Below are 23638 nucleotides of genomic sequence, written 5' to 3'. Positions count from 1 at the left end.
CGTCCTTATTGGGTTTCGAGTTCGCCGAGCAGCGCGTTGATCGTGCTCGCCGCGTCGGTCGCGCCGCGCGCCGCGCAGGCCTCGTCGATCGCCGCGGCGCAGCGCGCGAGCGTGCGCGCGTCGAACAGCGTGCGCAGCGGCAGCGCGATGCCCCAGTGCAGATTGGCCTGCGCATGCGCGTGCGTCGCGAGCAGCGAGTGGCCGCCGAGCAGGAAGAAGTCGTCGTCGCGGCCGATCGCGTCCACGTGCAGCACGCGCTGCCAGATCTCGGCGAGCGCGCGCTCGGTATCGGTCGCGAGCGCGACCGCGGCGGCCGGCGCACGCACCGGCGCCGGCAACGCGTGGCGATCGCACTTGCCGTTCGGCGTGACCGGCAGCGCGTCCAGTTCGATCAGCTGGGCGGGCACCATGTAGGCGGGCAACTGCGCGCGCAGCGTCTCGAGCAGCGCCGCGCGATCGAGCGCGGCGCCGTCGCCGCGCGCGACGTAGCCGATCAGCTGCTCGTCGCGCACGACCACGACCGCGTCGTGCACGCCGGGCGCCGCACGCAGCAGCGCCTCGATCTCGCCCGGTTCGATCCGCTGGCCGCGCAGCTTCACCTGCGTGTCGACGCGGCCCAGGTAGTCGAGTGCGCCGTCCGCGCGGCGCCGTGCGAGGTCGCCCGTGCGGTACATGCGCTCGCCCGGCACGAACGGATCGGGCACGAAACGCTCGGCGGTCAGCGCGGGCCGGCCGAGATAGCCGCGCGCGAGCCCCGCGCCGGACAGATACAGCTCGCCGATCGCCCCGGGCGGCACCGGCTGCCATGCGGCGTCGAGTACGTGCAGCCGCAGGTTCGCGATCGGATGCCCGATCGGCACGGCGGCCGCGCGCGCGTCGACCGCGCCGCAGGTCCAGTGCGAGACGTCGATCGCGGCTTCGGTCGGCCCGTACAGATTGACGAGCGTCGCGTTCGGCAGCAGCCGCGCCATGCGCGCGACGAGCTCCGGTGCGAGCGCCTCGCCGCTCGCCACGATCAGCCGCACGCTCGCGCACTGCGCGGCGGCCGAAAAATCGTCGAGATAGGCGGCGAAGGCGGCGAGCATCGACGGCACGAAGTGCAGCACCGTCACGCGATGCGCGGCGATCGCGGCACAGAGCCGCGCCGGATCGCGATGGTCTCCGGGCGCCGCGATCGCGAGCTTCGCGCCCACCGCGAGCGGCCACACGAACTCCCATACCGACACGTCGAAGCCGAACGGCGTCTTGTGCAGCACGACGTCGTCGCGCGTGAGCCCATAGGCGTGCTGCATCCACGCGATCCGGTTGGCGAGCGCGCCGTGCGTGTTGCCCGCGCCTTTCGGACGGCCGGTCGAACCCGACGTGTAGATCAGATACGCGAGCTGCGCGTCGTCGACGTCCGCCGCCCGCTCGTCGGTGTCGGCGACCGCGTCGTCGTCGAGCAGATCGGCGAGCGTCAGCCATTGCGTCGAGGCGCGCTCGCCGAGCGCGGCGTCGACCTGCGCGCGCAGATGCGGCTGCGTGATCGCGACGGTCGGCTGCGCATCGCGCAGCAGATACGCGATGCGCTCGGCCGGATAGTCGGGGTCGATCGGCAGATAGGCGGCGCCCGCCTTCAGCACGCCGACGAGCGCGATCACCATGTCGAACGAGCGCTCGACGCACAGCGCGACCGGCGTATCGGGCCGCACGCCGCGCCGGCGCAGCGCGGCCGCGACACGCGAGGTGCGGCGATCGAGTTCGCGATAGCCGATCTGCCGGATCGTGCCGTGCGCGTCCGCCAGTTCGAGTGCGACCGCATCGGGCGTCGCGCGTGCGGCGTCGGCGAACTGCCGGTGCAGCGGCTGTCGTTGCGCGTCGGGCCAGGTGCGCGCGGTGTCGTGCATGCGCGTCAGCGCGTCGCGCGCGGCCTCGTCGGCAATCGACAGCATGCCGAGCGGCGCGTCCGGCATGCGTGCGAGTGCGTCGAGCGCGCACGCGAAGGCGCGATGCCAGGTTTCGACCTGCGATGCGTCGATGCGCGCGGTGTCGTAGCCGTAGTCGATCGTCAGCGTGCTGCCGGTTTCGATGACGAGCGTCAGCGCGAAATCGGTCGCCTCGATGCTGCGCACGTCGGTCAGCGCAAGCGCACGCGGATCGGCATCGCCGGCGCGCTCGTCGACCGGGTAGTTTTCGAAGACGACGAGCGTATCGAACAGTGCGCCGCCCGCACCGCGCGCCCAGCGCTGAATGTCGGCAAGCGGCGTGTGCGCGTGCTCGGCGGCCGCCGCGTTGTCGCGTTGCAGCGCCTGCAGCCAATCCGACGCGCGCCGCTGCGGCGCCGGCGCCGTGATGACCGGCACCGTATTGATGAAGAGACCGAGTACCGCGTCGACGTCCGGCAATGCGTCCGGACGGCCGGCCACCGTCGCGCCGAACGCGACGGCAGGCTGATGCGTCATGCGCTGCAGCGCGAGCGCCCATGCGCCCTGCACCAGCGTGTTGACCGTCAGCTTCAGTGCGCGTGCCGTCTGCGCGACGCGCGCGAAGGCCGGCGCGTCGATCGTCGCGCGCCACGTGACGACGCGCGCATCCGCACGGTCGGCCGTGCGTTCGGCGATCAGCGTCGGCGCATCGAGCCGCGCGAGCCGTTCGGTCCAGAAGCGTTCGTCGGCGTCGCGGTCGCGCGTGCCGAGCCACGCGATGAAGTCGCGATAGCGCAGCGCCGGACGCGGCGCGAACGGCGACACCGCATCGGGGTCGCGATAGTCGCGCAGCACATCGGCGAGCAGACGCGCCGTGCTCCAGCCGTCGAGCAGCACGTGATGGCGCGTCCATACGATGCGCCACGCGTCGTCCGTCACGCGAATCAGCGTGAGCCGCATCAGCGGCGGCTCGCGCCAGTCGAAGCCGCGTGCGCGATCGGCCGCGAGCCACGCGTCGAAATCCGCGTCGAGCGTCACGCCGCGCGCGCGCCAGTCGAGCTGTTCGACCGGCATCTGCGCATGACGATGCACGCATTGCAGCGGCGCCGCTTCGTCCGGCATCACGCTCGTGCGCAGGATGTCGTGCCGCTCGATCGACGCATCGAAGGCGCGCACGAGCCGCGCCGGATCGAGCGCGGTGGCCGTCGCGACGAGCTGGTTCACGTAGCTCGCGTGGCCGGGCGCGAACAGCGCATGAAACAGGATGCCCTGCTGCATCGGCGAGAGCGGATAGACGTCGTCGATCGTGCGCCAGTCGAGCGGCGTGCGCTCGATCGCGGCCTGCGTGAGACCGGCTGCGCGCGCCAGCGGAAAATCGCCCGGCGTCGCACCGCCGCCGCGTCGGGCGATGCGTGCCGCGCATGCGTCGACGAGCTCGCGCAGCGCGGCCGCAAAGCGCTCGGCCAGCGCATCGATCGTCGCGCGCTCGAACTGTGGTGCGCCATAAACCCAATGCAGCTTCAGCGTGCGCGCGCCGTCCGGCTGCGCGTCGAGGTACGCGTGGATCGCGAGCAGATTGCCGAGCGGGCCGTGCGGATCGCGCTCGATACCGGCGCCGCCGACGCGCGGCACGAGCGTCGCATCGCGCGGTGCGTCGAACTGCCCGAGATAGTTGAACGTGACGCGCGGCCGCGGCACCGCGGCCAGCGCCGCGCGCGTGCGCGGATCGCCGTAGTGCGCGAGCACGCCGAAGCCGAGCCCCTTGTGCGGCACCGCGCGCAGCGTGTCCTTCACCGCGCAGAGCGTGTCGCGCGCGCTCGCCGCGACGGGAAGCGCGACCGGATAGTGGCTCGTCAGCCAGCCGACCGTGCGGCTCGCGTCCGCATCGTCGAACAGCGCCTCGCGCCCGTGCCCTTCGAGTTCGACGCGACACGACGACGCGCCGCGCGAGCCGGCCAGCGCGATCGCAAGCGCCGCGCACAGCAGCTCGATCGTCTGCGTGCGGTAAGCCGCGTGCGCGTCGGTGAGCGCGGCGCGCGTCAGCGCCGCGTCGATCGTCTGCACGACGACGGCCGCGTCGGCATTCGTCGCACGCGCGTCGGGCCGGTCGGGCTCGAGTTCGTCGCCTTGCGCGGCGGCGGCCCAGTAGGCGGTTTCAGCCGCGAACGGCGACGCCGGATCGGTCGCGGCACGCGCGAGGCGCGCGGCCCAGGCACCGGCGCACAGGCCCGGCGCCGACAGCCGCGCCGGCATGCGCTCGCAGGCGGCACGGTAGGCGGCATCGAGATCGTCGAGCACGATGCGCCACGACACGCCGTCGACGATCAGATGATGAATCGCCAGATACAGCCGCGTCGCCCCGTCCGGCAACCGCGCCGCGCAGGCGCAGGCGAGCGGGCCGCGCGCGAGATCGAGGCGGCGCTGCAGCGCATCGAAGCGCGCGAGCGCGTCGGCTTCGTCGTGCGCGACGACCTCGACGAACGGCAGCGCCTCGTACGGCTTCGCCGCGTCGGTCGCATGCCACGTGCCGTCCGCGCCGCGCGCGAAACGCTGGCGAAACGCCGCGTGGTGCGTGAGCACCGTATCGAACGCGCGCGCGAATGCGTCGGCATCGAACGGCCCGCGCACGTCGAACGCGACCGACTGGTTCCAGTGGCCGCGATTCGGCACGTCGAGCGCGAAAAAGCGGTGCTGCGCGGGCGTGAGCGTCCGGATCTCGGCGCCGACGGACGACGCAGGCTCGGCGGCCGGCTGCGACGTCGCGGCGTCGTCGATCTTCGCAACGCGCGCGAGTTCGGCGACCGTCGGGCCGTCGAACAGCTGTTTCGGCGTGAAGCGCACGCCGCGCTTGCGTGCGCGCGCAATCACCTGCAGCACGAGAATCGAATCGCCGCCGAGCTCGAAGAAGTTGTCGTGGCGGCCGACGCGCGGCGCTTTCAGCACGGCCTGCCATACCTCGGCGAGCACCGTTTCGGCGAGCCCTTGCGGCGCATCGCCCGCTGCGCTCTCGACCGGTCGCGCCGCCAGCTCGCGCAGCGCCGCGCGGTCGATCTTGCCGTTCGCGGTGACGGGCAGACGCGCAAGCGCGATGCACTGCGCAGGCACCATGTAGTCGGGCAGCGTCGCGGCGAGCGCCGTGCGCAGCGCCGCTTCGTCGAATGCGGCACCGTCGCGCGGGACGACGAAGGTCGCGAGCCGCAGCCGGCCGTCGTGTTCGATCGCGAGCGTTTCGGCCTGCGCGATCGGGCCGGCCGCACGCACGGCCGCGCTGACTTCGCCGGGCTCGACGCGGTAGCCGCGAATCTTCACCTGGTCGTCGATCCGGCCGAGGAACACGATGCGGCCGTCGGTGCCGAGCCGCACGCGGTCGCCCGTGCGATAGAGCCGCGCACCGGCTGTGAACGGATCGGGCACGAAGCGCTCGGCCGTCTGCGCGGGCCGGTTCAGATAGCCGCGCGCGACGCCCGGCCCGCCGAGATGGAGTTCGCCCGTCGCACCGGGCGGCACGCAGGCGCCGAACGCATCGAGCACGAGCGCGCGTGCATTCGGCAGCGGCATGCCGAGCGGTACGCCGGCCGCCGGATCGCGCGCGTCGGCGGCGATCGACGCCGTGTCGCACGCGAGCGCGCCGACCGTCGCTTCGGTCGGCCCGTAATGGTTGATCACGCGGCATGCGGGCGCGAGCGCCGCGACGCGCGCGACGAGCGCCCACGTGAGCGTCTCGCCGCCCGTGACGAGCGCGTGGCGCGGCAGCACGTCGGCCGGTACGCGCGCGTCGAGCAGCGCCTGCAGATGGCTCGGCACGATCTTCAGCACGCCGACCTCGCGGCGGCGCATTTCGTCCGCGAACGCGTCGGGATCGAACGCGCACGATGCGGGCAGCAGATGCAGCGTCCTGCCGCTGCAGAGCGCGCCGAACAGCGTCGTATGACCGAGATCGGCTGCAACCGTCGAGACCATCGCGAACGACGCCTCGGGCGCGAACGCGAGCTCGTCGAGCAGCCCCTGCACGTAATCGGCGAGCGCGCGATGCGATACGACGACGCCCTTCGGCGTGCCGGTCGAACCCGACGTATAAATCAGATACGCGCCCTGCTCCGGATGCGGCGCGACGCGCACGCCGGCTGCCGTCGCAAGCGCTACGTCGTGCGCGAGCGCGTCGACGTCGAGCGGCTGTGCACGCGTCTCGAGCGGCCATGCCGATGTGTTTGCGACGAGCGCGCAGCGCGCACCGCAGTCGGCCGCCGCCGCGGCGAGGCGCGCGGCCGGTTGGGCGGGATCGAGCAGCACGGCGAGCGCGCCGGCCTTCAGCGCGCCGAGCAGCCCGACGACGAAGCGCACCGAGCGCTCGATACAGACGATGACGGGCGCTTCGGCGCACACACCGCGCTGCTGCAACGCGCGGGCGACACGGTTCGACGCATCGTCGAGTTCGGCAAAGCTCAGCGACGACACGGCGTCCGCCACGGCGAGCCGGTGCGGATACGCGGCCGCCTGACGTGCGAACGCGGCGACGACGTCCGCATGCTCGACATGCAGCGCACGGCCGTCGCGCGGCTGCCGCGACGCGGGCGCGCCGTCGCCCGGCAGCGCGGCCGTCGCACATTGCGGATCGCGCACGGCCGACGCAAGCAGCGCCGCATAGCTGTCGAGCCATGCGCGCGCGGTATCCGCGTCGATGCAGTCGGTCGCATAGGCGGCGACGAGTTCGATGCCGCTCGCGTCATCGGTGAAGTCGACCGCGAAATCGAAGCGCGCGGCGAGGTCCGGCCCCGGCGTCGCGACCGCCGTCGCGCCCGGCAGCACGCTGTCGTGCCGCGCGTCGAACTGCTGGGCGAATTTCACACGCAGCCATTCGTCGCCGCGCCGGACCGGCGGCTTCACTGCATCGACGACACGCTCGAACGGCACGTCCTGATGCGCGACCGCTTCGAGCGCGGCGCTGCGCGCGGCGTCGACGAGCGCGCGGAACGGCTGCGCCGGCGCCACGCGTACACGCAGGGCGACGGTGTTCAGGAACAGCCCGAGCAGCGCGCGCGTTTCCGCACGCTGGCGATGCGCGACCGGTACCGCGACGACGACGTCGGTTTCGCCGGTGAGCCGCGCGAGCCATGCGTCGAACGCCGCGAGCAGCACGACGAACACGCTCGCGTGCGCGTCGCGCGCAAGTTGGCGCACGTCGGCCGCGACCGCATCGGGCATACGCACGCTGAGGCGCGCGCCGCGCAGCGTGCGCGTCGCCGGCGGCAGACGGTCGAGCGGCAGCGCGATCGGACCCGGCGCATCGCGCAATGCGCCGCGCCAGTAGTCGAGCTGGCGCTCGGCCTCGCCGTTCGCGAGCATCTCGCGCTGCCACTCCGCGTAGTCGGCGTACTGGATCGGCAGCGCGGGCAGCGACGGCGCGCGGCCCGCTGCATACGCGCGATAGGCGGCCGACAGCTCGTCGAACGCGCAGCGCGAGCTCCAGCCGTCGCTGACCGCGTGATGCGCGGTCAGCAGCAGCCGATGGCGATCGTCGGCGAGCGCGACGAGCGTCGCGCGCACGAGCGGCCCGCGCGCGAGATCGAACGGTGTGCCGGCGTCGCGCTCCGCGAGCCGCGCGGCCTGGGCGTCGCGCGCGGCCGGCGGCAAGCCGCGCAGATCGACGTCGACGATCGTCACGGGCAGCCGCGCATGAATGCGCTGCATCACGATGCCGTCGTCGTTGTCGACGAGCGTCGTGCGCCACGCTTCGTGCCGCTCGATCAGATGGTCGAGCGCGCGCTGCAGCGCGGCACGGTCGAGCGTGCCGTCGATCGTCCAGTGCGCGGCGATGTGGTACGCGGCGCTCGCGTCGCGCGTCTGCGCGAGCACCCAGAAACGTTGCTGCGCGAGCGACGCCGCGCGCTCGACGTGCGCTGCACCGGCACTCGGCGTCGTGCCGCGCGCGGCAATCGCGGCGAGCGGCGCGCCCGTCTCGCGCTCCGCGCCGTCGATCGTGGCGGCGAGCTCCGCGAGCGAGGGATCGGCAAACAGCGTATCGAGCCGCAGGTTCACGCGCATCGACGCGCGAATCGCGGCCTGCAACTGCATCACGGCAAGCGAATCGGCGCCGAGCGACACGAAACGATCGTCGCGCGACGGCGCGGCATCGAGCGCGAGCAGCGTCTGCCACAGCGCGGCGAGCTGCTGCTCGGTCGGCGTGCGCGGCGCGTCGCCGCCCTGCTGCGCGGCACGCGCAGCGGCGATGCGCTCGCGCAGCGCGGCGCGGTCGAGCTTGCCGTTCAGCGTGTACGGCAGTGCGTCGCAGCGCACGAAACGGTGCGGCTGCCACGCGGCCGGCAACTGCGCGGCGACGTGCGCGCCGAGCGCCGCATCGTCGATTGCCGCGCGCAGCGCGATGCATGCGATCAGCCGCGTCGGGCCTGCGCCGGTTTCGGCGATTACCGCGGCATCGGCCACCGCCGGATGCGCGCGCAGGCAGGCGGCGATTTCCGCCGGTTCGACACGTACGCCGCGCACCTGGACCTGATCGTCGACGCGGCCGATGTAGTCGAAGGCGCCGTCGTCGCGAAGACGCACGAGATCGCCGGTGCGGTATACGCGCGCGCCGGGCGCGCCGTCCGCGTCCGGCACGAAGCGCTCGGCGGTCAGCGCAGGCCGCCCGTGGTAGCCGCGCGCGACGCACAGGCCGCCGAGCAGCAGCTCGCCGGCGTCGGCCGCGGCGTCGCTGCGGTCGATGCGCGCGACGCGCGGGCCGATCGGGCGCCCGATCGGCAGCGCTGCATACGCATCGTCCGCGTTCAGCACCGGCGTCTCGCCCGGCTCGACCGGCCACAGCATCGGCGAAATCACGGCCTCGGTCGGCCCGTAGCCGTTCACGAGCCGCACCGCAGGAAACGTGCGGCGCACGAATTCGAATGCCTGCTGCGGCAGCGCTTCGCCGCCGAACGCGAGCACGCGCAGCGCGGGCGGCACGCCGTCGCGCGCGGCGACGTTCGCGAATTCGCGCAGATACGCAGGCGGAAACGCAGCAACGCTGATCGCGTCGCGCACCATCAGGGCATGCGCGGCGTCCGGCGCGAACGGCTGCGGCGCCGCGATCGTCACGCTGGCGCCGAGCGCGAGCGGCGCGAGCCAGCATTCGTGCGCGGCGTCGAAATTGACCGACGCGAAATGCAGCAGCCGATCGTCCGCGCGGATCGGCAGCGCGGCCGCGAGCGCGTCGCAGTGCGCGGCAAGTGGCCCGTGTTCGACGACGACCGCCTTCGGCGTGCCGGTCGAACCGGACGTATAGATCATGTACGCGGCCGAGCGCGCATGCACGGCCACGCACGGGCCTTCCGATACGCCCGCTGCGCCGGCGTGTGCGGCGGCGGCCATCGCGTCGGCGACGTCGAACGCGTGCTCGAACGGCGTGCGCAGCGCCGCGCGCCCGGCTGCATCGACGATCCCGTAGCGCAGCTGCGCGTCGCCGACGATCCAGTCGAGCCGGGCGGCCGGATGGCGCGGATCGAGCGGCACGAATACGCCGCCCGCCTTCAGCACCGCGAGCAGCGCGACGAACAGCTCGCACGAGCGCTCGACACAGACGCCGACGCGCACTTCGGCGCCGACGCCGGCTGCACGCAGCTGCTGCGCGAGCCGCGATGCGCACGCATCGAGCGCGCCGCGCGACAGGCGCAGATCGTTCTGGAAAGGCGCCGCGAGCGCGGGCGCATCGGGCGCCTGCTGCGCCAGTTCGCGGATTCGGTGGTGCAACGCAGTCGGGAAACTCGTCATGGCGTGAAGTCCTTCGGTCCGGCCGCTTCGGCCAAGTCTCGGGGCCGCTTCGGGCGGCTTCACTGGTGTGACGAACGACGCGCGCGATTTTTTACCTTTTCGTATCGACACCCGTTTCGCATAGGGCAGCGCCGCAGCATTGCTAAAGATTTGCCGCGCTCGTTCGTCTATCAGGAAGGACAGCGCGGACACCGCCCGGCGCGGCCGACGCGTTCGCGCCGGTTTCGACGCCATTGCGTCCGCCGTCCGCCGTCCGCTGTCCGTTTCCCCTGTTTCCCTTGACCGACGTTGCCGATGACCGCCGCCCACGAGCCCACTTCCCCGCCGTCTCCCGATGCCGCGCCCGCCCGCCCCGCGACGCGCCTGATCCTCGCGCTGCTGCGCGAAAGCCGTGCGTCGTTCGCGCTCGCGCTCGTCGCCTGCGTGCTGAACGGCATCGCGAGCGTGCTGCTCGTCGCGACGCTGAACCGTGCGCTCGCGCAGCCCGACGCGGCCGACGCCGCGCTCGCATGGCGTTTCGCGCTGTGCGCGGTGATCGCGCTCGTCACGCGGATCGTGTCGGGCACGCTGTTCGCACGGCTGTCGCAGGACACGATGGCGCGGCTGCGCGTGCATCTGGCGCGCCGCGTCGGCGCGGCCGAGCTGCGCGACATCGAGCGGATCGGCGCGGCACCCGTGCAGTCGGTGCTGACCGACGACGCGACGAACGTGTCGATGCTGTTTTTCGCGCTGCCGAACCTCGTGATGCACGGCTCGATCGTGTTCGGCTGCCTCGGCTACCTCGCCTGGCTGTCGTGGCCCGTCTGTCTGCTCGCGCTCGCGGCGATCGTCGCCGGCTCGCTCGGCTATCACACCGGCGACCGCCGCGCGATCGCGTCGCTCGAAGCGGCCGGTCGTGCGCAGGACCGCCTGTTCGGCTATCTCGGCGCGCTGTTCTCCGGCGCGAAGGAACTGAAGCTGCACGATGCGCGCGCGCGCCAGTTCGTCGACGGCCAGCTCGGCGCCGCGATCGGCGAAGTGCGCGATCATCGGCGCCGCGCGTTCAGCGCGTATGCGGTCGGCGTCGGCTGGATCATCTTCCTGTTCTATGCGTTTCTCGGCGTCGCGTCGTTCTGGCCGGCGCTCGGCGTGCACGCGGACCCGGCCGCCGCGGCCGGCTACGTCGTCGTGTTCCTGTTCATGCTCGTGCCGCTCGACGGGCTGCTGAACAATCTGCCGACCGTCAATGCCGCGCGCGTGTCGCTTGCGCGCATCGAAGGCGTCATGGCGGAATTCGGCGCACTGCGCACGGTGCCGCCGGCGAGCGAGGCGCCCGACGTGCCGCCGGCCGGCGCAATCGCCCTGCGCGGCGTCACGCACGCGTACTTCCACGAACGCGACGAACGGATGTTCCGGATCGGACCGGTCGACCTGACGATCCGCCCCGGCGAGCTCGTATTCATCGTCGGCGGCAACGGCAGCGGCAAGACGACGCTCGCGAAAGTGCTGACGGGCCTGTACGAGCCCGAAGAAGGCATGATCGAAGTCGACGGCCGCACGATCGGCTGGCGCGAGCGCGCGGCCTACCGGCAGCGCTTCAGCGCGGTGTTCAACGATTTCCATCTGTTCGATGCGCTGATCGGCATCGTCGATCCGGACGATCCCGACCGCGCGCAGGCCGACGCGCGCGCGAACGCGCTGATCGCGAAGCTCGCGCTCGACCACAAGGTGCAGGTCGTCGACGGCGCGTTTTCGACGCGCGCGCTGTCGACCGGCCAGCGCAAGCGGCTCGCGCTCGTCGTCGCCTATCTCGAGGATCGGCCGTTCTACCTGTTCGACGAATGGGCGGCCGATCAGGATCCGGCCTTCAAGGCCGTGTTCTACGAGCAACTGCTGCCCGAGCTGCGTGCGCGCGGCAAGGCCGTGATCGTCATCACGCACGACGATCGCTATTTCGGGCTCGCCGACCGCTTGCTGAAGCTCGAGAACGGACGGATCGTCAGCGATACGTCGCCGGCACGCACGCGCGCGCACGACGGCGTCGATGCGCTGAGCACGTAAACGCAAGGCGCCGGCCTGTCGCGATCGCGACGGCCGGCGCCTCTGTCAACGACCGATGAAAGAGAACGACGCGACGAAACGCGCTCAGCGCACGGCCGGCAGCGTCAGCATCGTATCGGTCATCACGTCGGCGAGTTTCAGCGCCGACATCGGGCCGCCGAAGCCCCAGATATTGCGCTCGATCATCGCGATCCGATGCTCGCGCCATGCCGGCACGAAACGCCACACCGGCGAATCGAGCTTCGCGGACAGCGGCACGTCGAGCGCGGTCGCGGTCACGAACAGGATCGCCAGATCGCGCTGCGTGAGCAGATCGGCCGACGTCACGTAGATCGTCCCGTCGCGTGTCGGCTTTTTCGGCCACGGGACGAGACCGAGCGCACGCGCGAGCCCGGCCGCGGTACTGTTGCCGGTATAGGCCCAGTAGCGGTCCGGCAGGCCGAGCTCCTGCAGCAGCGCGATCCGCTCGCCCGCGCGGCCGGCCGCCGACAGACGTGCCGCGTTGCGCGCGAGTCCTGCGTCGAGTTGCGCTTCGACCGCGCGCGCACGCGCGTCGCGACCTGTCACCGTGCCGATCGTCCTGAAGATCTGCCGCATCCAGTCGAGCTGCGTGACCGGCACGCCGCCTTCCGACACGTTCGGGCTGAACTGGAACAGGATCGTCGGCGCGATGCGGTCGAGCGCGTCGAAGATCGGCGCATGCCGGAAGCCGACGCCGATGATCAGGTCGGGCCTGACGGCCGCGATCGCCTCGAGGCCGGGCTCCTGCCGCGACCCGATGTCGGTCACGTGCGCGATACGCGCGCTCTCGTAGCCGAGCCAGCCCGGATAGAACGCCGTGTCGGCCATTCCGACCGGGATCAGATCGAGCGCGACGACGCTTTCCGCGAACATGAAGTCGAGCGCGACCACGCGCTGCGGCCGCACGGGCATCGTCGCGCTCGCCTGCGACACGACCGGATTGCCGGCGAGCGACAGCGCGCGGCGCGATGCGGGCGGCGCATCGGCCGCCATCGCAGGCGCACCGAAAACGCCGAATCCACCGAACGCAGCGAACGCGCCGCAGCACGCGCTGGCGGCGAGTTGCGCGAGCGCGCGTCGGCGCCCCGCGTCCGTCACCGGATCGCGTCCTGCTCGGCCAGCGCCGCGTCGTCCATCGTCAGCAGCAGAGGACAGCTTCCACACAGTTGCGTTTCTCCAGGAATCTCATAGCGCAGGCAGCACACGCGGCGCGCGCGAAACGGCGTCGGCAGCAACGGCGAGCGCGGCACCACGTCGCGCACCGGCAGCCGCAGCGGATTCGGTTCGCCGTCGACACACGTCGCGCCGAACAGCCATTCGGCATCGCGCGCGCGATCGACCGCGCACGGCAGCGTCCGGTAACGATCGAACAGGAAGTCGAGCAGATTGCCCGCGTTGCTCCAGAGCACGCGCTGCGTGACGCCGCCGATGCCGGCGAGCAGCGCGATCGTGGCACGCAGATGCGCGACGAGCCCCGCATGCCGGCGCGCCGGTTCGTCGCACGGCGCACCGAGCGCGTCCGCTGCGAAATACAGCGCGGCGGGCATCCCGTCGTCGAGCGCGACGAAGGTGCGCTCGGGCGTCATGTCGAGCGGCCGGCCGAGCGTCAGCGCGGCAACGACGCCGGCCGGCACCGCGCGGCCGAAATAGTATTTGCTCCACTGCGACACGAGCGCGCGCGTATGGCGCGCCGGGTCGCCGCCGTAATGACGGACCATCGCGTCGACGATCGCGTCGCGGTGTTCGGGCAGCGCGGTGACCGGTACGATCCGGCGGCCGCCGCACTGCGCGTCGTCCGGCATGCCGAGCCACACGACGTCGAGATGCGCTGCGAACGGCTCGGGCGCGAAGGTCGAGAAGCGCGTCGCGCGTGCGCCGTCGCGCTGCCCGGTCATCGCGCCGCGCGCCGCGCGCGGCGCGCCTCGAGAATCAGCAGCCCGAGCAGGTACGGCGCGCCGATCAGGGCGGTCAGCACGCCGGCCGGCACTTCGCGCGGCGCGACGAGCGTGCGCGCCGCGAGATCGGCGGCGGCGAGAATCAGCGCACCGCACGCGGCCGCGAGCCACAGCCGCGTGCGATGACGGCGCGCGCCGAGCATCGTCGCGACGTGCGGCGCCATCAGTCCGATGAAGCCGATCGGCCCGACCGCCGCGACGGCCGCACACGCGGCGAGCGTCGCAATCGTCAGCGCGAGCGGCCGCAGCATCGCGACCGGCAGGCCGAGCGCGGCAGCCTGGTCGTCGCCGAGCGCAAGCATGTCGAGCGGCTTCGCGAGCCACGCGAAGACAGGCACCGCGAGCACGCACCACGGCACGAGCATCGACACCTCGCCCCAGCTACGGCCGTACGTGCCGCCGACGAGCCAGACGACGAAGCGCGCCGGCTGCACGCTTTCCTGTGTGATCAGCCATTGCGCGAGCGTGGTCCACAGCGCGCCCGTCACGATGCCGGTCAGCGCGACCGCGAGCGGCGCATAGCGATGGCGATGATTGAGCGCGAGCGTGATCGCGAGCGACAGGCCGCCGCCGATCAGCGCGGCGGCCGCGAGCCCGACGTGGCCGATCAGCGGCCACGCGGACAGCGCGAACAGCGTGACGAGCCCCGCGCCCTGCGTGACGCCGAGCACTTCCGGCCCCGCGAGGGGATTGCGCACGACGCTCTGCATCGCGACGCCGCTCACCGCGAGCAGCGCGCCGGCGAGCAGCGCGCACAGCAGCCGCGGCATGCGCAGATCGAGCAGCATGCGCGCGAGCGGATCGTGCCCGGACAACGCGGCGAACCAGCGCGCGGGCGCCAGCCATTCGGGCCCGGACGACACGCCGACGTATACGACGACGAGCGCGACCGCGGCGAACAGCGCGGAGCGCAGCGGCCAGCCGAGCCGTTCGAGCCAGCCGACGATGCGCGTCGACCGGCCGCCGGCCGCGCGCTCGGGCTGCCCATGCAGCACGCCCGACCACGCGGCGCCGCGCCGGATCATCATCAGCATCAGCGGCGTGCCGACCAGCGCGATCGCGACGCCGGTCGACAGCGTCGCATCGAGTCCCGACGCGAGCACCGCGCTGTCGGTGACGAGCACGAGCGCTGCGCCGGCGAGTGCGGACAGCGGGACGAGCGCACCGAGCCGCGCCGCGCGCGCACCGCGGATCTGGCGAATCAGGTTCGGCGCGACGAGGCCGACATACGACAGCGGCCCCGCGATGCTGACCGCGACGCTCGTGAACGCGACTGCCACGACCGTCGCGGCGAGCCGCGTCGCGTCGACGCGCACGCCGGCCGCGGCCGCCGCGTCGTCGCCGAGCGCGAGCGGATCGAGCGGCCGCATCACGAACGGCAAGGCGACGAGCGGTGCGACGAGCCAGCGCGCCGCGAGCGCGAGCCCCGCCGCACCGGGCTGATACAGGCTGCCGTTCGCCCACAGCGCGGCGCCCGCGATGTTCTGCTCGAAAAACGCGAGCACGAGCGTCGACAACGCGGCGAACAGCAGCATGCAGACGCTGCCCGCGAGCACGAGGCGTAGCGGCGTCGCGCGCCAGCCGCCGGCCGCCGCGATCGCGCAGGCCGCCGCCGCGAGTCCGCAGACGAACAGCAGCGGCACCGGCGCGATGCCCGCGAGCGCGGGCACGAGCATCGACGCGAGCAGCCCGAGCTGCGCGCCGCCCGTCACGCCGAGCAGGTCCGGCGACGCGAGCGGATTGCGCGTCAGCGATTGGAACAGCGCGCCGGCGATGCCGAGGCAGCCGCCGGCGACGAGCGCGGCCGCGATACGCGGCAAACCGAGATCGAACAGGAACACGTGCGCGAGCGCGGCCGCGTCGCTGCCGGGCGCGGCGCGCCACCAGGTGAGCAGATCGGGTGCGACGCGCATCGCCGCGACGAGCGCGATCAACAGGATCGCGCCGATCGCGATCCGGCCGGCGCTGCGACCGGTTCCGGCGGGCGCGGCAGGCGCGCGCTTGCGTATCGCGACCGTCGTCGTCATGCGAGATCCCGGTCCGACGCGTGCGCGGCCTCGGGCGTGGCGGTCGCCGGGCCGTACGCCGGCACGCACATCGGCGCGCCCGTCTGTGGATGCGCGAGCTTCAGCATGTCGACGCCGAACGCGGCGCGCAGACGTGCGGGCTCGAGCATCGCGTCGGGTGCGCCGTGCGCGACGACGCGGCCTGCGCGCATCAGCACGATCTCGTCGCTGTACGCGGCCGCCTGGTTCAGGTCATGCAGCACCCAGACGATCGTCAGGCCGCGCGTGCGGTTCAGCGTACGCAATGCGTCGAGGATGTCGAGCTGATGATGGATGTCGAGATAGGTCGTCGGCTCGTCGAGCAGCACGATCGACGCCTGCTGCGCGAGCGCCATCGCGATCCACGCGCGCTGCCGCTCGCCGCCGGACAGTGCGCCGACGTCGCGCTCGGCGTCGTCGGCGAGGCCGCTCGTATCGAGCGCCTCGTCGATCGCCGCGTGGTCCGCGCGCGTGAGCCCGCGCAGGAAGCCGCCGTACGCATAGCGTCCGTACGCGACGAGTTCGCGCACCGTGAGCCCCGAAGGAATCTGGTTGAACTGCGCGAGCATCGTCAGCTCGCGCGCGAGCGCGCGGCGGCGAAACGATGCGAGCGGCCGGCCGTTGACTTCGACGTGGCCCGTGCGCGCCGGCTGCAGGCCGGCAAGCGTGCGCAGCAGCGTGCTCTTGCCGCAGCCGTTCGGACCGCACAGCGCGGTCACGCGACCGGCCGCGATCGACAGGTCGAGCCCGTCGATCACGACATGGTCGCGATAGCCGACCGTCAGGCCGCGCGCGGCAAGCGCGGCAGGACGTCCCGTCATCGAGCCTCCGTTCGGTCGCGCGGGACCGTATGGCTTTGCGCCATCGCGACGACGACCTTGCGCGGCCCTTCGAACGGATCGCGCGCATGCGCCGTCAGCATGTTGTCGAGCATCAGCACGTCGCCCGTCTGCCACGGGAACACGATGCGCTGACGATCGAGCACGGCGCGGATCTCGGCGAGCGCATCGGCTTCGAGCGGCGCACCGTCGCCGTAGTACACGTTGCGCGGCACGTTCTCGAGGCCGACCGCATCGACGAGCGCTTCCTGCATGTCGTCGTCGAGCGCGGACAGATGAAACAGGTTCGCCTGGTTGAACCACACGCGATCGCCCGTGCGCGGATGCTGCGCGACGGCCTGACAGCGCTCGCGCGTGCGCAGCAGCCATTCGCCGTCGTCGTCGGTGCGCCAGGCGCATTCGATGCCGCGCGCCGCGCACATCCGCTCGACCGTCGCGCGATCGTCGGTGCCGAACGCCTGCTGCCAGGGCAGATCGAGGCCCTGCCCGAAATTGCGCACGTACAGCAGCTCGCGCCGCTCGAAGCGCGCGACGAGCGCCGGATCGAGCGCGCGGTACACCGCGCGGCTGTCCGCGATCGGCGTGGCCCCGCCCTTCGGCGCGGCGAGCGCGCAATGAAACCAGATCCGCATCGGCCATTCGCACGTATACGACTGCTCGTTGTGCAGCGGAATCGCGCGATGCGGCGGATACTCGGTCGAGGTATAGACGGCGCCCTCGACCTGGCTGCGCGGCGTCGACGCATATTCATAGCCGATCAGCGGATCGCCGAACGACGCCGCAAACCGCTGGAACGCGTCGATCGACGGTACGCGAAACCCCGTGAACAGCACGCCGCCGGCGCGTTCGAGCGTGTCGGCCGCGATGGCGCGCGCGAGCGGCGCGACGTCGTCGATCGACATGCCGTCGTCGCCGCGCGGCGACACGACGGTGGGCAGCCCCGGCTCGATACGCAGATCGTCGAGCGTCGGCAACGAAAGCAAGCTCATGCAACGTCCTCTTCAGATGGCGCGCCGCGTCGCGGCGCCGCGGATCACGATGCGTTCGGCGCGCGCTCGCCGTCCATCGCGCGGCGCAGGCTCGCGGGGCGCATGTCGGTCCAGACGGTTTCGATGTGCGCGAGACAGTCGGCCTTCGCGCCGCGCACGCCGACCTCGCGCCAGCCGGCCGGCACGGGCCGGAACGTCGGCCAGATCGAATACTGTTCTTCGTCGTTGATGACGACCGTATAGACGAGATCGTCGGAGTCGGCGGAAGGCGTCGTGGCTTGCGTCATGATCGGAAATCGCTTGAGACGGTTGAAGGTGCGAAGCGGCGATGCGGCCGCTCCTGTATCGAAGACGAACGGGCCGCGCAATTTTTTACCGGCGGCGCGTGCGGCCGCCGAGAAATACCGGGCACGCGACGCCGCGCTGACAGGCGTCGAGGCACGCCGCGCAGTGGCGCTCGGCGTCGCGCACCATGAAGTGCACGAGCGTCTGCGACACGTTCAGCGCGCGCGCCGCCGTCTGCAAGGTTTCCTCGCGCAGTCGCACCATTTCGAATGCCGCGCGGCTGCGCGCGGGCAGATCGTCGAGCGCGGCCGATACGCGGCGCAGCGTGTCGCGCGTGATCAGCGCGGCTTCGGGCGTCGGCTCCGGCGACGGCACGTCGAAGCCGTCGTCTTCGTCCGCATGATGGATGTTTTCGAGATTCTGGCGACGGCACGCGTCGATCGATGCATTGCGCACCATCCGCGTCACGTACGCGACCGGCTGGCGCACGGCATCCTGGTTCGGAAAGTCGACGAGCTTCACGAACACGTCGTGCACGACGTCCTCCGCGCGGCTCGCGCAGCCGAGAAAACCGCGCGCGACGTTGACCAGCATGGCGCGATGCGCGATCAGCACGTCGAGCAGTGCGCCTTGCGCACGCGGTTCGGCGCGGCGTCGCGCGCGCACGGCGCCGCTTCCGGGAAACCGATTCGCCGGTGCCGCGACCGGTCGTTCGAGCACGTCCGCCATTGCCATCGATCTGCTCCGTCGTATTCCGAGATAGCGGAATGTAACGTAAACGCAAATCATTCTCAATCCGATTACCAACACCCCTCCCGGGTGTGGGGAATAGTCTGATCAAACTGTGCAGACACTGCGCATGCAGCCGATGCGTGCGGCGAAGCTTACGGCGCGCGGCGCAGTAAGGCGGCGGGCATTCGCGCGCGCCACGTCCGGCGTGCGAGGCTTCGGCCCGCATCGCGTCGCGGGCCACGTGCGGACGACGCCTTTCTGCCGTCTGACGAAACGCCTTCGACCGTTATTTGCGGTAGCAACTTATTACCACGTGAAATTTTCGGGGCTCGTACGATCGGGCTGCGGTTTCCAAGGGAGAACGACATGAAAACCATCGTGTTATCCGCCGTGATGATCGGCGCGTTATCGAGCGTGATGCTGACCGGCTGCGTGGCCTACCCCGCACCGGCGCAGGTCACGGTCGGCTGGCACGGCGATCGTTACTGGGACGGACATCGTTACTGGGAACGCCGTGACTGGGAGGCGCATCATCCGGGCTGGCACGACGACCGTCGCGACGACCGTCGCGATGACCGTCGCGACGAACCGCGCCCGCAGTGGTAACGCCGCGCCGCTTTCCGTAATCGCCAACTTCAACGACAGGACATCAACATGAAAACGCTACTGAAGACCCTCACCGCCGCCGCCGTCGCTGCCGCCGTGCTCGCACCGACGCTCGCGCAAGCGCATCCGCACCGCGTCTGCCATGTCGAGCATCACCATCACAAGGTGTGCCGCTGGGTGCGCTAAACACCGCGACGCGCCGCGCGAGCGGCGCGTCGTCGCATGGCGTCGCGCGCTCGCGCGCGACGCTCAGTAGATGAACAGCCGGATCGTCGCGGTGCCGGTAAACGGCCCGATCTTCGGCGCCCCGAACGACTTCAGCACCGCATCGAGCGTCACGCTCTGATAGTTGACGCTGCCCGGCATCTGCGCGAGCACGAACTGCTGGTTGAACGGAATCGCGGTGCCGTTGCGATCCTCGATGCCGATCCCGAAATTGCTGTCGGCGGCCGGCACGAGCAAGCCGTTGCGCACCGTCTGCGCCGTCTCGAAGTAGCCGTCCACGCGCACCGGCACGCTGCACTGCTTGGTCAGCGCGACGCTGAACGTCTTGCGCGGCACGGCCGGCGAAAAGCCGGTGGCCGTCGCCTGGATCTGCCCGAACTTCACGACGCCCGGCTCGGGCGTGACCTTCACGTCCACCATGCACGGCGTCGGCTTGAGCTTCTGCAGCCCGCTCAGCTTGTAGCGGAAACTCGGATTGATGTAGTTCAGCCCGCCCTTCCCGTCGAACTGGAAGACTGCGTAGACGTCCGACGGCGGCTGCGTCCAGCTGCCGCGCTTGCGCACGACGACCTGATACGTGATGCTCAGCGGAAACTTTTCGCATCGTCCGGCGCGCACGTCGGCATCGCTGAGCCGGCACGGCTGCACGTAGGTGCTCGTCTGCACGCCGTCGCCCGGCTGGCTGCTGCGGCCGAAATAATCCTGGCCGAGATAGCGGATGCCGATCTCGAGCCCCCACGCGGCCGGATTCTGCTGCTCCGGGTTCGCGTAGAAGTAGATCCACTCGCCGAACGTCTTCATGCTGCCGCCGAGATCCTTGTAGCAGTAGCCGGTCGTCGTGCGCGGCGGCGACACCCAGATCACGTAGCCGTCCGGCGCATCGGTCGGATACGACGCGACGTTGCCGATCGATTCGGTCAGCACCGTGCCGCCGCCGTTCGCGACGCAGCGCACGGCCCACGCGGGTTGCGCGAGCGCGATCAGCAGCACGCAGACGCTCCAGCCGAACCACGCGCGCAGCCGGCCGGCAGCACGCGGTCGTCGTGCGCCGCTCATCGCTTCACGCTCTTGCAGGCGCCCGCGCCGCACGCATACTCGACCGCGACCTGGCCGCCGTAGTCGTCGACGTGCGTGACGAACAGCGTCGACGGCGCCGCGCCGTCGAACCGCAGCTCGGCCGTGCTCATCGGGCTCACCATCAGCGGATCCATCGGCACCGGCGTCTTCTGCGCGCCCGCGGCGAGCGCGACGATCGTCACGTGATACGGCGTCGGGTTGTCGAACACGAGCCGATGCGCGGCGGTGTCGACGCGCAGCGTCATCGGCAGCGTCCAGTCCTCGTCGCGCGCGGGCTGCACGCCCTTCGGCCGGTAGAACAGCTTCATCTGCGTATGCAGCGCGATCTGCAGCGTGTTCGGCGTGTCGGTCTTCGGCGGCACTTCGCGGATGTTCAGATAGAACACCGATTCGCGATCGGCCGGCAATTCGGCGCCGGGCAGTTTCGCGATGCGCAGCACGTTGCGCTCGTTCGCCTCGACGCGCTGCAGCGGCGGCACGACCATCAGCGGCGACGTGATGCGCTTGCCGTTCGCGTCCTCGAGCCACGACTGCACGAGATACGGATAGGTCGCGCTCTTGTTCGTGACCGTGACGACCGCGGCCTGCTCGCCTTCGTTGAAGATCACGCGCGTGCGATCGGGCACGATCGACGCGTGCGCGGCGCAGGCGACGAGCGCGCCGGCCGCGGCGAGCAGCGACGACGTGCGGCGCACGCCGGGAAGGGAAAGAAAGTGCTTCATCGCAACATCCGTCAGTGAATCGTTTCGGGTTGGGCGGCCGCGTGCGGCGCGACCGTCAAGTCGCACGCGACCGGAATCGGCGTGCCTTCGAGTTGCAGGCGGTTCGGCAGCGTGTCGATCGTGCAGAGCGTGCGTTCGCCTGCGCGCACGACCAGCGACGACTTCGGCTGCACCTGCGTCAGATACGCGGCGCCGCCCTCGCCGACGATGCCGAGCTCCTTGCCGTTCGCCGCGTCCTGCACCGATGCGCCGAACGGCAGCGGCTTGCCGGCCGCATCGGTCAGCGTCAGATAGAGGTTGCTGCCGCGCGCGGCCGAAAACTGCACGAGGCCGATCGCGCCGTCGGTCAGCACCATGCGCTGGATCGGGTTCGACACCTGCACTTCGAGCGGCAGCTTCTCGACGTTGACCGCCGCGTCGTAGACGTTGTACGGCGAGATGCCGTCGAGCACCGCGTAGCCGCGCGAATCGGTGTGCGTCAGCGTGCCGGACAGCGGCACGTCGCGCACGCCGTCGGTCGACACCAGCAACCGCGTGTCGCCCGCATTGCCGTTCGCATGCGCGGCAATGCCGTACTGCGTCGCGACGAGCGAGCCGTCGACCTCGAGCGATGCGGCCGCGTAACCGTTCGCGACGGTCGACGCCTGCGCGGTCAGCTGATACGCGGACGTGCGCTGGCGGAAGCTCGCGTTCGCCGACGCGCGGCCGTCCGTCGTGCCCGCGCTGATCTGATACGTGCGCCCGGCCGGATCGTCGTACAGGTAGCCGGCATTGACGCTCGTGCTGCCGTTGCCGGTCGTCAGGTTCGACGTGACGGTATGGCGGCCGCCGATCGGCAGCGTCGCAGTCACCGACACCTGGTTGCCGCCCGCGCCCGCGCTCTGCGTGCGAAACGCCGACACGCTGACGTTCAGGTTGCGCAGCGCGCCGACCGAGAAGGCGCGCGTCAACGTCACGCCGACGCGCTGCTCGGACGCGCGTTCCCAGTACGTCGTCTGGTCATACGAGAAATAGGCCGACGTATCGCCGAAGCGCTTCGACATCGTCGCCGAGTAGCGTTGCTTGCTGTTCGCAAGGCCGTATGCGGTCGGGTCGCCGGAGAACTGCGCGAAGTTCGTGTAGTCGCGTTCGGAAAAGCGATAGCCGAAGAAGCGCACGTCCGCGTCGAGCCCGTCGAAATGCTTCGAATAGTTGATGCGGTACGAGTTGCCGTGACGCGTCGCGCCGTTCCACCAGAGCCGGGCGCGTGCATGCGTGACGTCGGCCGATACCGCACCGAACGTGCCGAAATCGCGGCCGACGCCGAGCGCGATCGACGTATAGCCCGACGCGGCGATGAAGCCGCCGTACACGGTGACGTCGAACGGCAGCCCGTACGCGGCCTCGCCGAAGCCGAAGAACGGCGTGATGCCCGCGCCGCCGAAGCGCCGCGGCTTGCCGACCGCGGCCTTGTAGCGGAACTGCCCCGTGCGCGCGAGGAACGGCACGGCCGCGGTCGTCACCTGGAAGCGCTGCACGCTGCCGTCCTCTTCCTCGACCGCGACATCGAGCGTGCCCTGCACGCTCGTGTTGATGTTCTGCAGCGCGAACGCACCGGGCGACACGCGCGTCACGTACAGCACACGCCCCTGCTGCGACACGGTCACGGTCGCGTTGGTGCGCGCAACGCCGGAAATCAGCGGCGCATAGCCGCGCAGCGACGGCGGCAGCATCCGGTCGTCGCTGCGGATCGACGCGCCGGTCAGCGCGAACGTGTCGAAGATGTCGGAGCTCAGATAGTCGTCGCCGAACGTGACGGTCGACTGGATCGACGGCAGCGCGCGGAACGCATAAAGGCGGCTGAAACGGAACGTGCGGTCCGCATAGACGGTATTGCCGACGTTCGACTGCGCCTGGTAGTCGCCGCGAACGCGCCACGCGCCCCAGTTCGCGCCGATCGTCCCGTACGCCTGGACCGCGTTCGTCTGCCGGCCGCCCGAACCGAAGCTGCGGTTCGTGTTCGCGATCACGCGATAGTCGAGCATCGCGCCCGCGATCCCGTCCGACCAGCGTTCGGGCGGCAGATACGTGCCGTCGGTGAACGCGAGCGCGGCCTGCGGAATCGTGATCCTGAGCCGGCCGTCGCCCTTCAGGTAGCGCACGGTCACGCCCTCGATCGCCGCGAGATCGACGCAGCGCCCGCCGTGGAAACGCGGCAGGTCTTTCGCGAGCGACGGCTTCAGGCCGAACTGCGCGACGAGCTCGGCGCGCAGGCAGGGCTTGCCCGCGCCCGACGCGTCGAGCGCGACGAACTCGATCGGCTGCAGCCCGTAGAACAGGTCGTTGACCTGCACCTCGAGCATGTACTCGCCGGGCAGCGTGAAGTCGGCCTGCGAGAACTGCGACAGGTCGACGTCGGTCGTGCCGTCGATGCTGAGACTGTCTCTTATACACATCT

At 71.1% G+C, this 23638-nt stretch carries 14 protein-coding genes; 3 read left to right on the top strand and 11 right to left on the bottom strand.

All coding sequences use genetic code 11. The features are described from left to right. Positions 1-5 precede the first annotated feature (5 nt). A complete protein-coding gene (locus ACSHSS_RS05880) occupies positions 6-9665 on the bottom strand; it encodes an amino acid adenylation domain-containing protein (RefSeq protein ID WP_445544686.1) in 9660 nt (3219 codons plus the stop codon). Between the two features lie 294 nt (positions 9666-9959). On the opposite strand from ACSHSS_RS05880, the gene ACSHSS_RS05875 reads away from it, so the two are divergent. Further along, complete coding sequence (locus ACSHSS_RS05875) at positions 9960-11705, top strand: cyclic peptide export ABC transporter (protein ID WP_445544685.1); 1746 nt, start codon at positions 9960-9962, stop codon at positions 11703-11705. An 84-nt stretch (positions 11706-11789) separates the two neighbouring features. Here the strand turns inward: ACSHSS_RS05875 and ACSHSS_RS05870 are convergent, their stop codons facing one another. The 7 genes from ACSHSS_RS05870 to ACSHSS_RS05840 all read right to left on the bottom strand — a co-directional run bounded on the left by ACSHSS_RS05870 (position 11790) and on the right by ACSHSS_RS05840 (position 18574). Then, complete coding sequence (locus ACSHSS_RS05870) at positions 11790-12824, bottom strand: ABC transporter substrate-binding protein (RefSeq protein ID WP_445544684.1); 1035 nt, start codon at positions 12822-12824, stop codon at positions 11790-11792. Further along, positions 12821-13621 (bottom strand): siderophore-iron reductase FhuF, encoded by an 801-nt coding sequence (gene fhuF, locus ACSHSS_RS05865; protein WP_060098690.1) that lies wholly within the window; start codon positions 13619-13621, stop codon positions 12821-12823. The genes ACSHSS_RS05870 and fhuF overlap by 4 nt, the downstream gene beginning before the upstream one ends. After that, positions 13618-15708 carry a Fe(3+)-hydroxamate ABC transporter permease FhuB gene (fhuB, locus tag ACSHSS_RS05860; protein WP_445544683.1) on the bottom strand — a complete coding sequence of 697 codons (2091 nt, stop codon included), beginning with the start codon at positions 15706-15708 and terminating at the stop codon, positions 13618-13620. The genes fhuF and fhuB overlap by 4 nt, the downstream gene beginning before the upstream one ends. Continuing rightward, entirely contained in the window at positions 15705-16547 is an 843-nt protein-coding gene (locus ACSHSS_RS05855) for an ABC transporter ATP-binding protein (protein ID WP_039221880.1), read from the bottom strand. Before ACSHSS_RS05855 ends, fhuB begins: the two co-directional genes overlap by 4 nt. Continuing rightward, a complete protein-coding gene (locus ACSHSS_RS05850; protein WP_445544682.1) occupies positions 16544-17554 on the bottom strand; it encodes a TauD/TfdA family dioxygenase in 1011 nt (336 codons plus the stop codon). Before ACSHSS_RS05850 ends, ACSHSS_RS05855 begins: the two co-directional genes overlap by 4 nt. A gap of 44 nt (positions 17555-17598) precedes the next feature. After that, positions 17599-17841, bottom strand: coding sequence for an MbtH family protein (locus ACSHSS_RS05845; protein ID WP_006404845.1), 243 nt, complete (start codon positions 17839-17841; stop codon positions 17599-17601). Positions 17842-17926: 85 nt separating this feature from the next. Next, a complete protein-coding gene (locus ACSHSS_RS05840) occupies positions 17927-18574 on the bottom strand; it encodes an RNA polymerase factor sigma-70 (protein WP_035950604.1) in 648 nt (215 codons plus the stop codon). A 363-nt stretch (positions 18575-18937) separates the two neighbouring features. On the opposite strand from ACSHSS_RS05840, the gene ACSHSS_RS05835 reads away from it, so the two are divergent. Beyond that, positions 18938-19177 (top strand): hypothetical protein, encoded by a 240-nt coding sequence (locus ACSHSS_RS05835; protein ID WP_445544681.1) that lies wholly within the window; start codon positions 18938-18940, stop codon positions 19175-19177. Positions 19178-19225: 48 nt separating this feature from the next. Continuing rightward, positions 19226-19363 carry an HHHH-motif protein gene (locus ACSHSS_RS05830; protein WP_006400112.1) on the top strand — a complete coding sequence of 46 codons (138 nt, stop codon included), beginning with the start codon at positions 19226-19228 and terminating at the stop codon, positions 19361-19363. Positions 19364-19426: 63 nt separating this feature from the next. Here the strand turns inward: ACSHSS_RS05830 and ACSHSS_RS05825 are convergent, their stop codons facing one another. Genes ACSHSS_RS05825 through ACSHSS_RS05815 form a run of 3 tightly spaced genes read right to left on the bottom strand, consistent with a single transcriptional unit; the run spans position 19427 to position 23636 of the window. Then, on the bottom strand, positions 19427-20458 hold the full coding sequence (locus ACSHSS_RS05825; protein ID WP_006414160.1) for a fimbrial protein: 1032 nt from the start codon (positions 20456-20458) through the stop codon (positions 19427-19429). Next, positions 20455-21201, bottom strand: a complete 747-nt coding sequence (locus ACSHSS_RS05820) for a fimbrial biogenesis chaperone (RefSeq protein WP_253604323.1) — start codon at positions 21199-21201, stop codon at positions 20455-20457. Before ACSHSS_RS05820 ends, ACSHSS_RS05825 begins: the two co-directional genes overlap by 4 nt. A gap of 11 nt (positions 21202-21212) precedes the next feature. Further along, positions 21213-23636 (bottom strand): fimbria/pilus outer membrane usher protein, encoded by a 2424-nt coding sequence (locus ACSHSS_RS05815; RefSeq protein WP_445544680.1) that lies wholly within the window; start codon positions 23634-23636, stop codon positions 21213-21215. Between the last annotated feature and the right edge of the window lie 2 nt (positions 23637-23638).

Source organism: Burkholderia sp. BC1, assembly GCF_052683555.1.
This window is presented reverse-complemented; position numbering and strand designations above follow the sequence as displayed.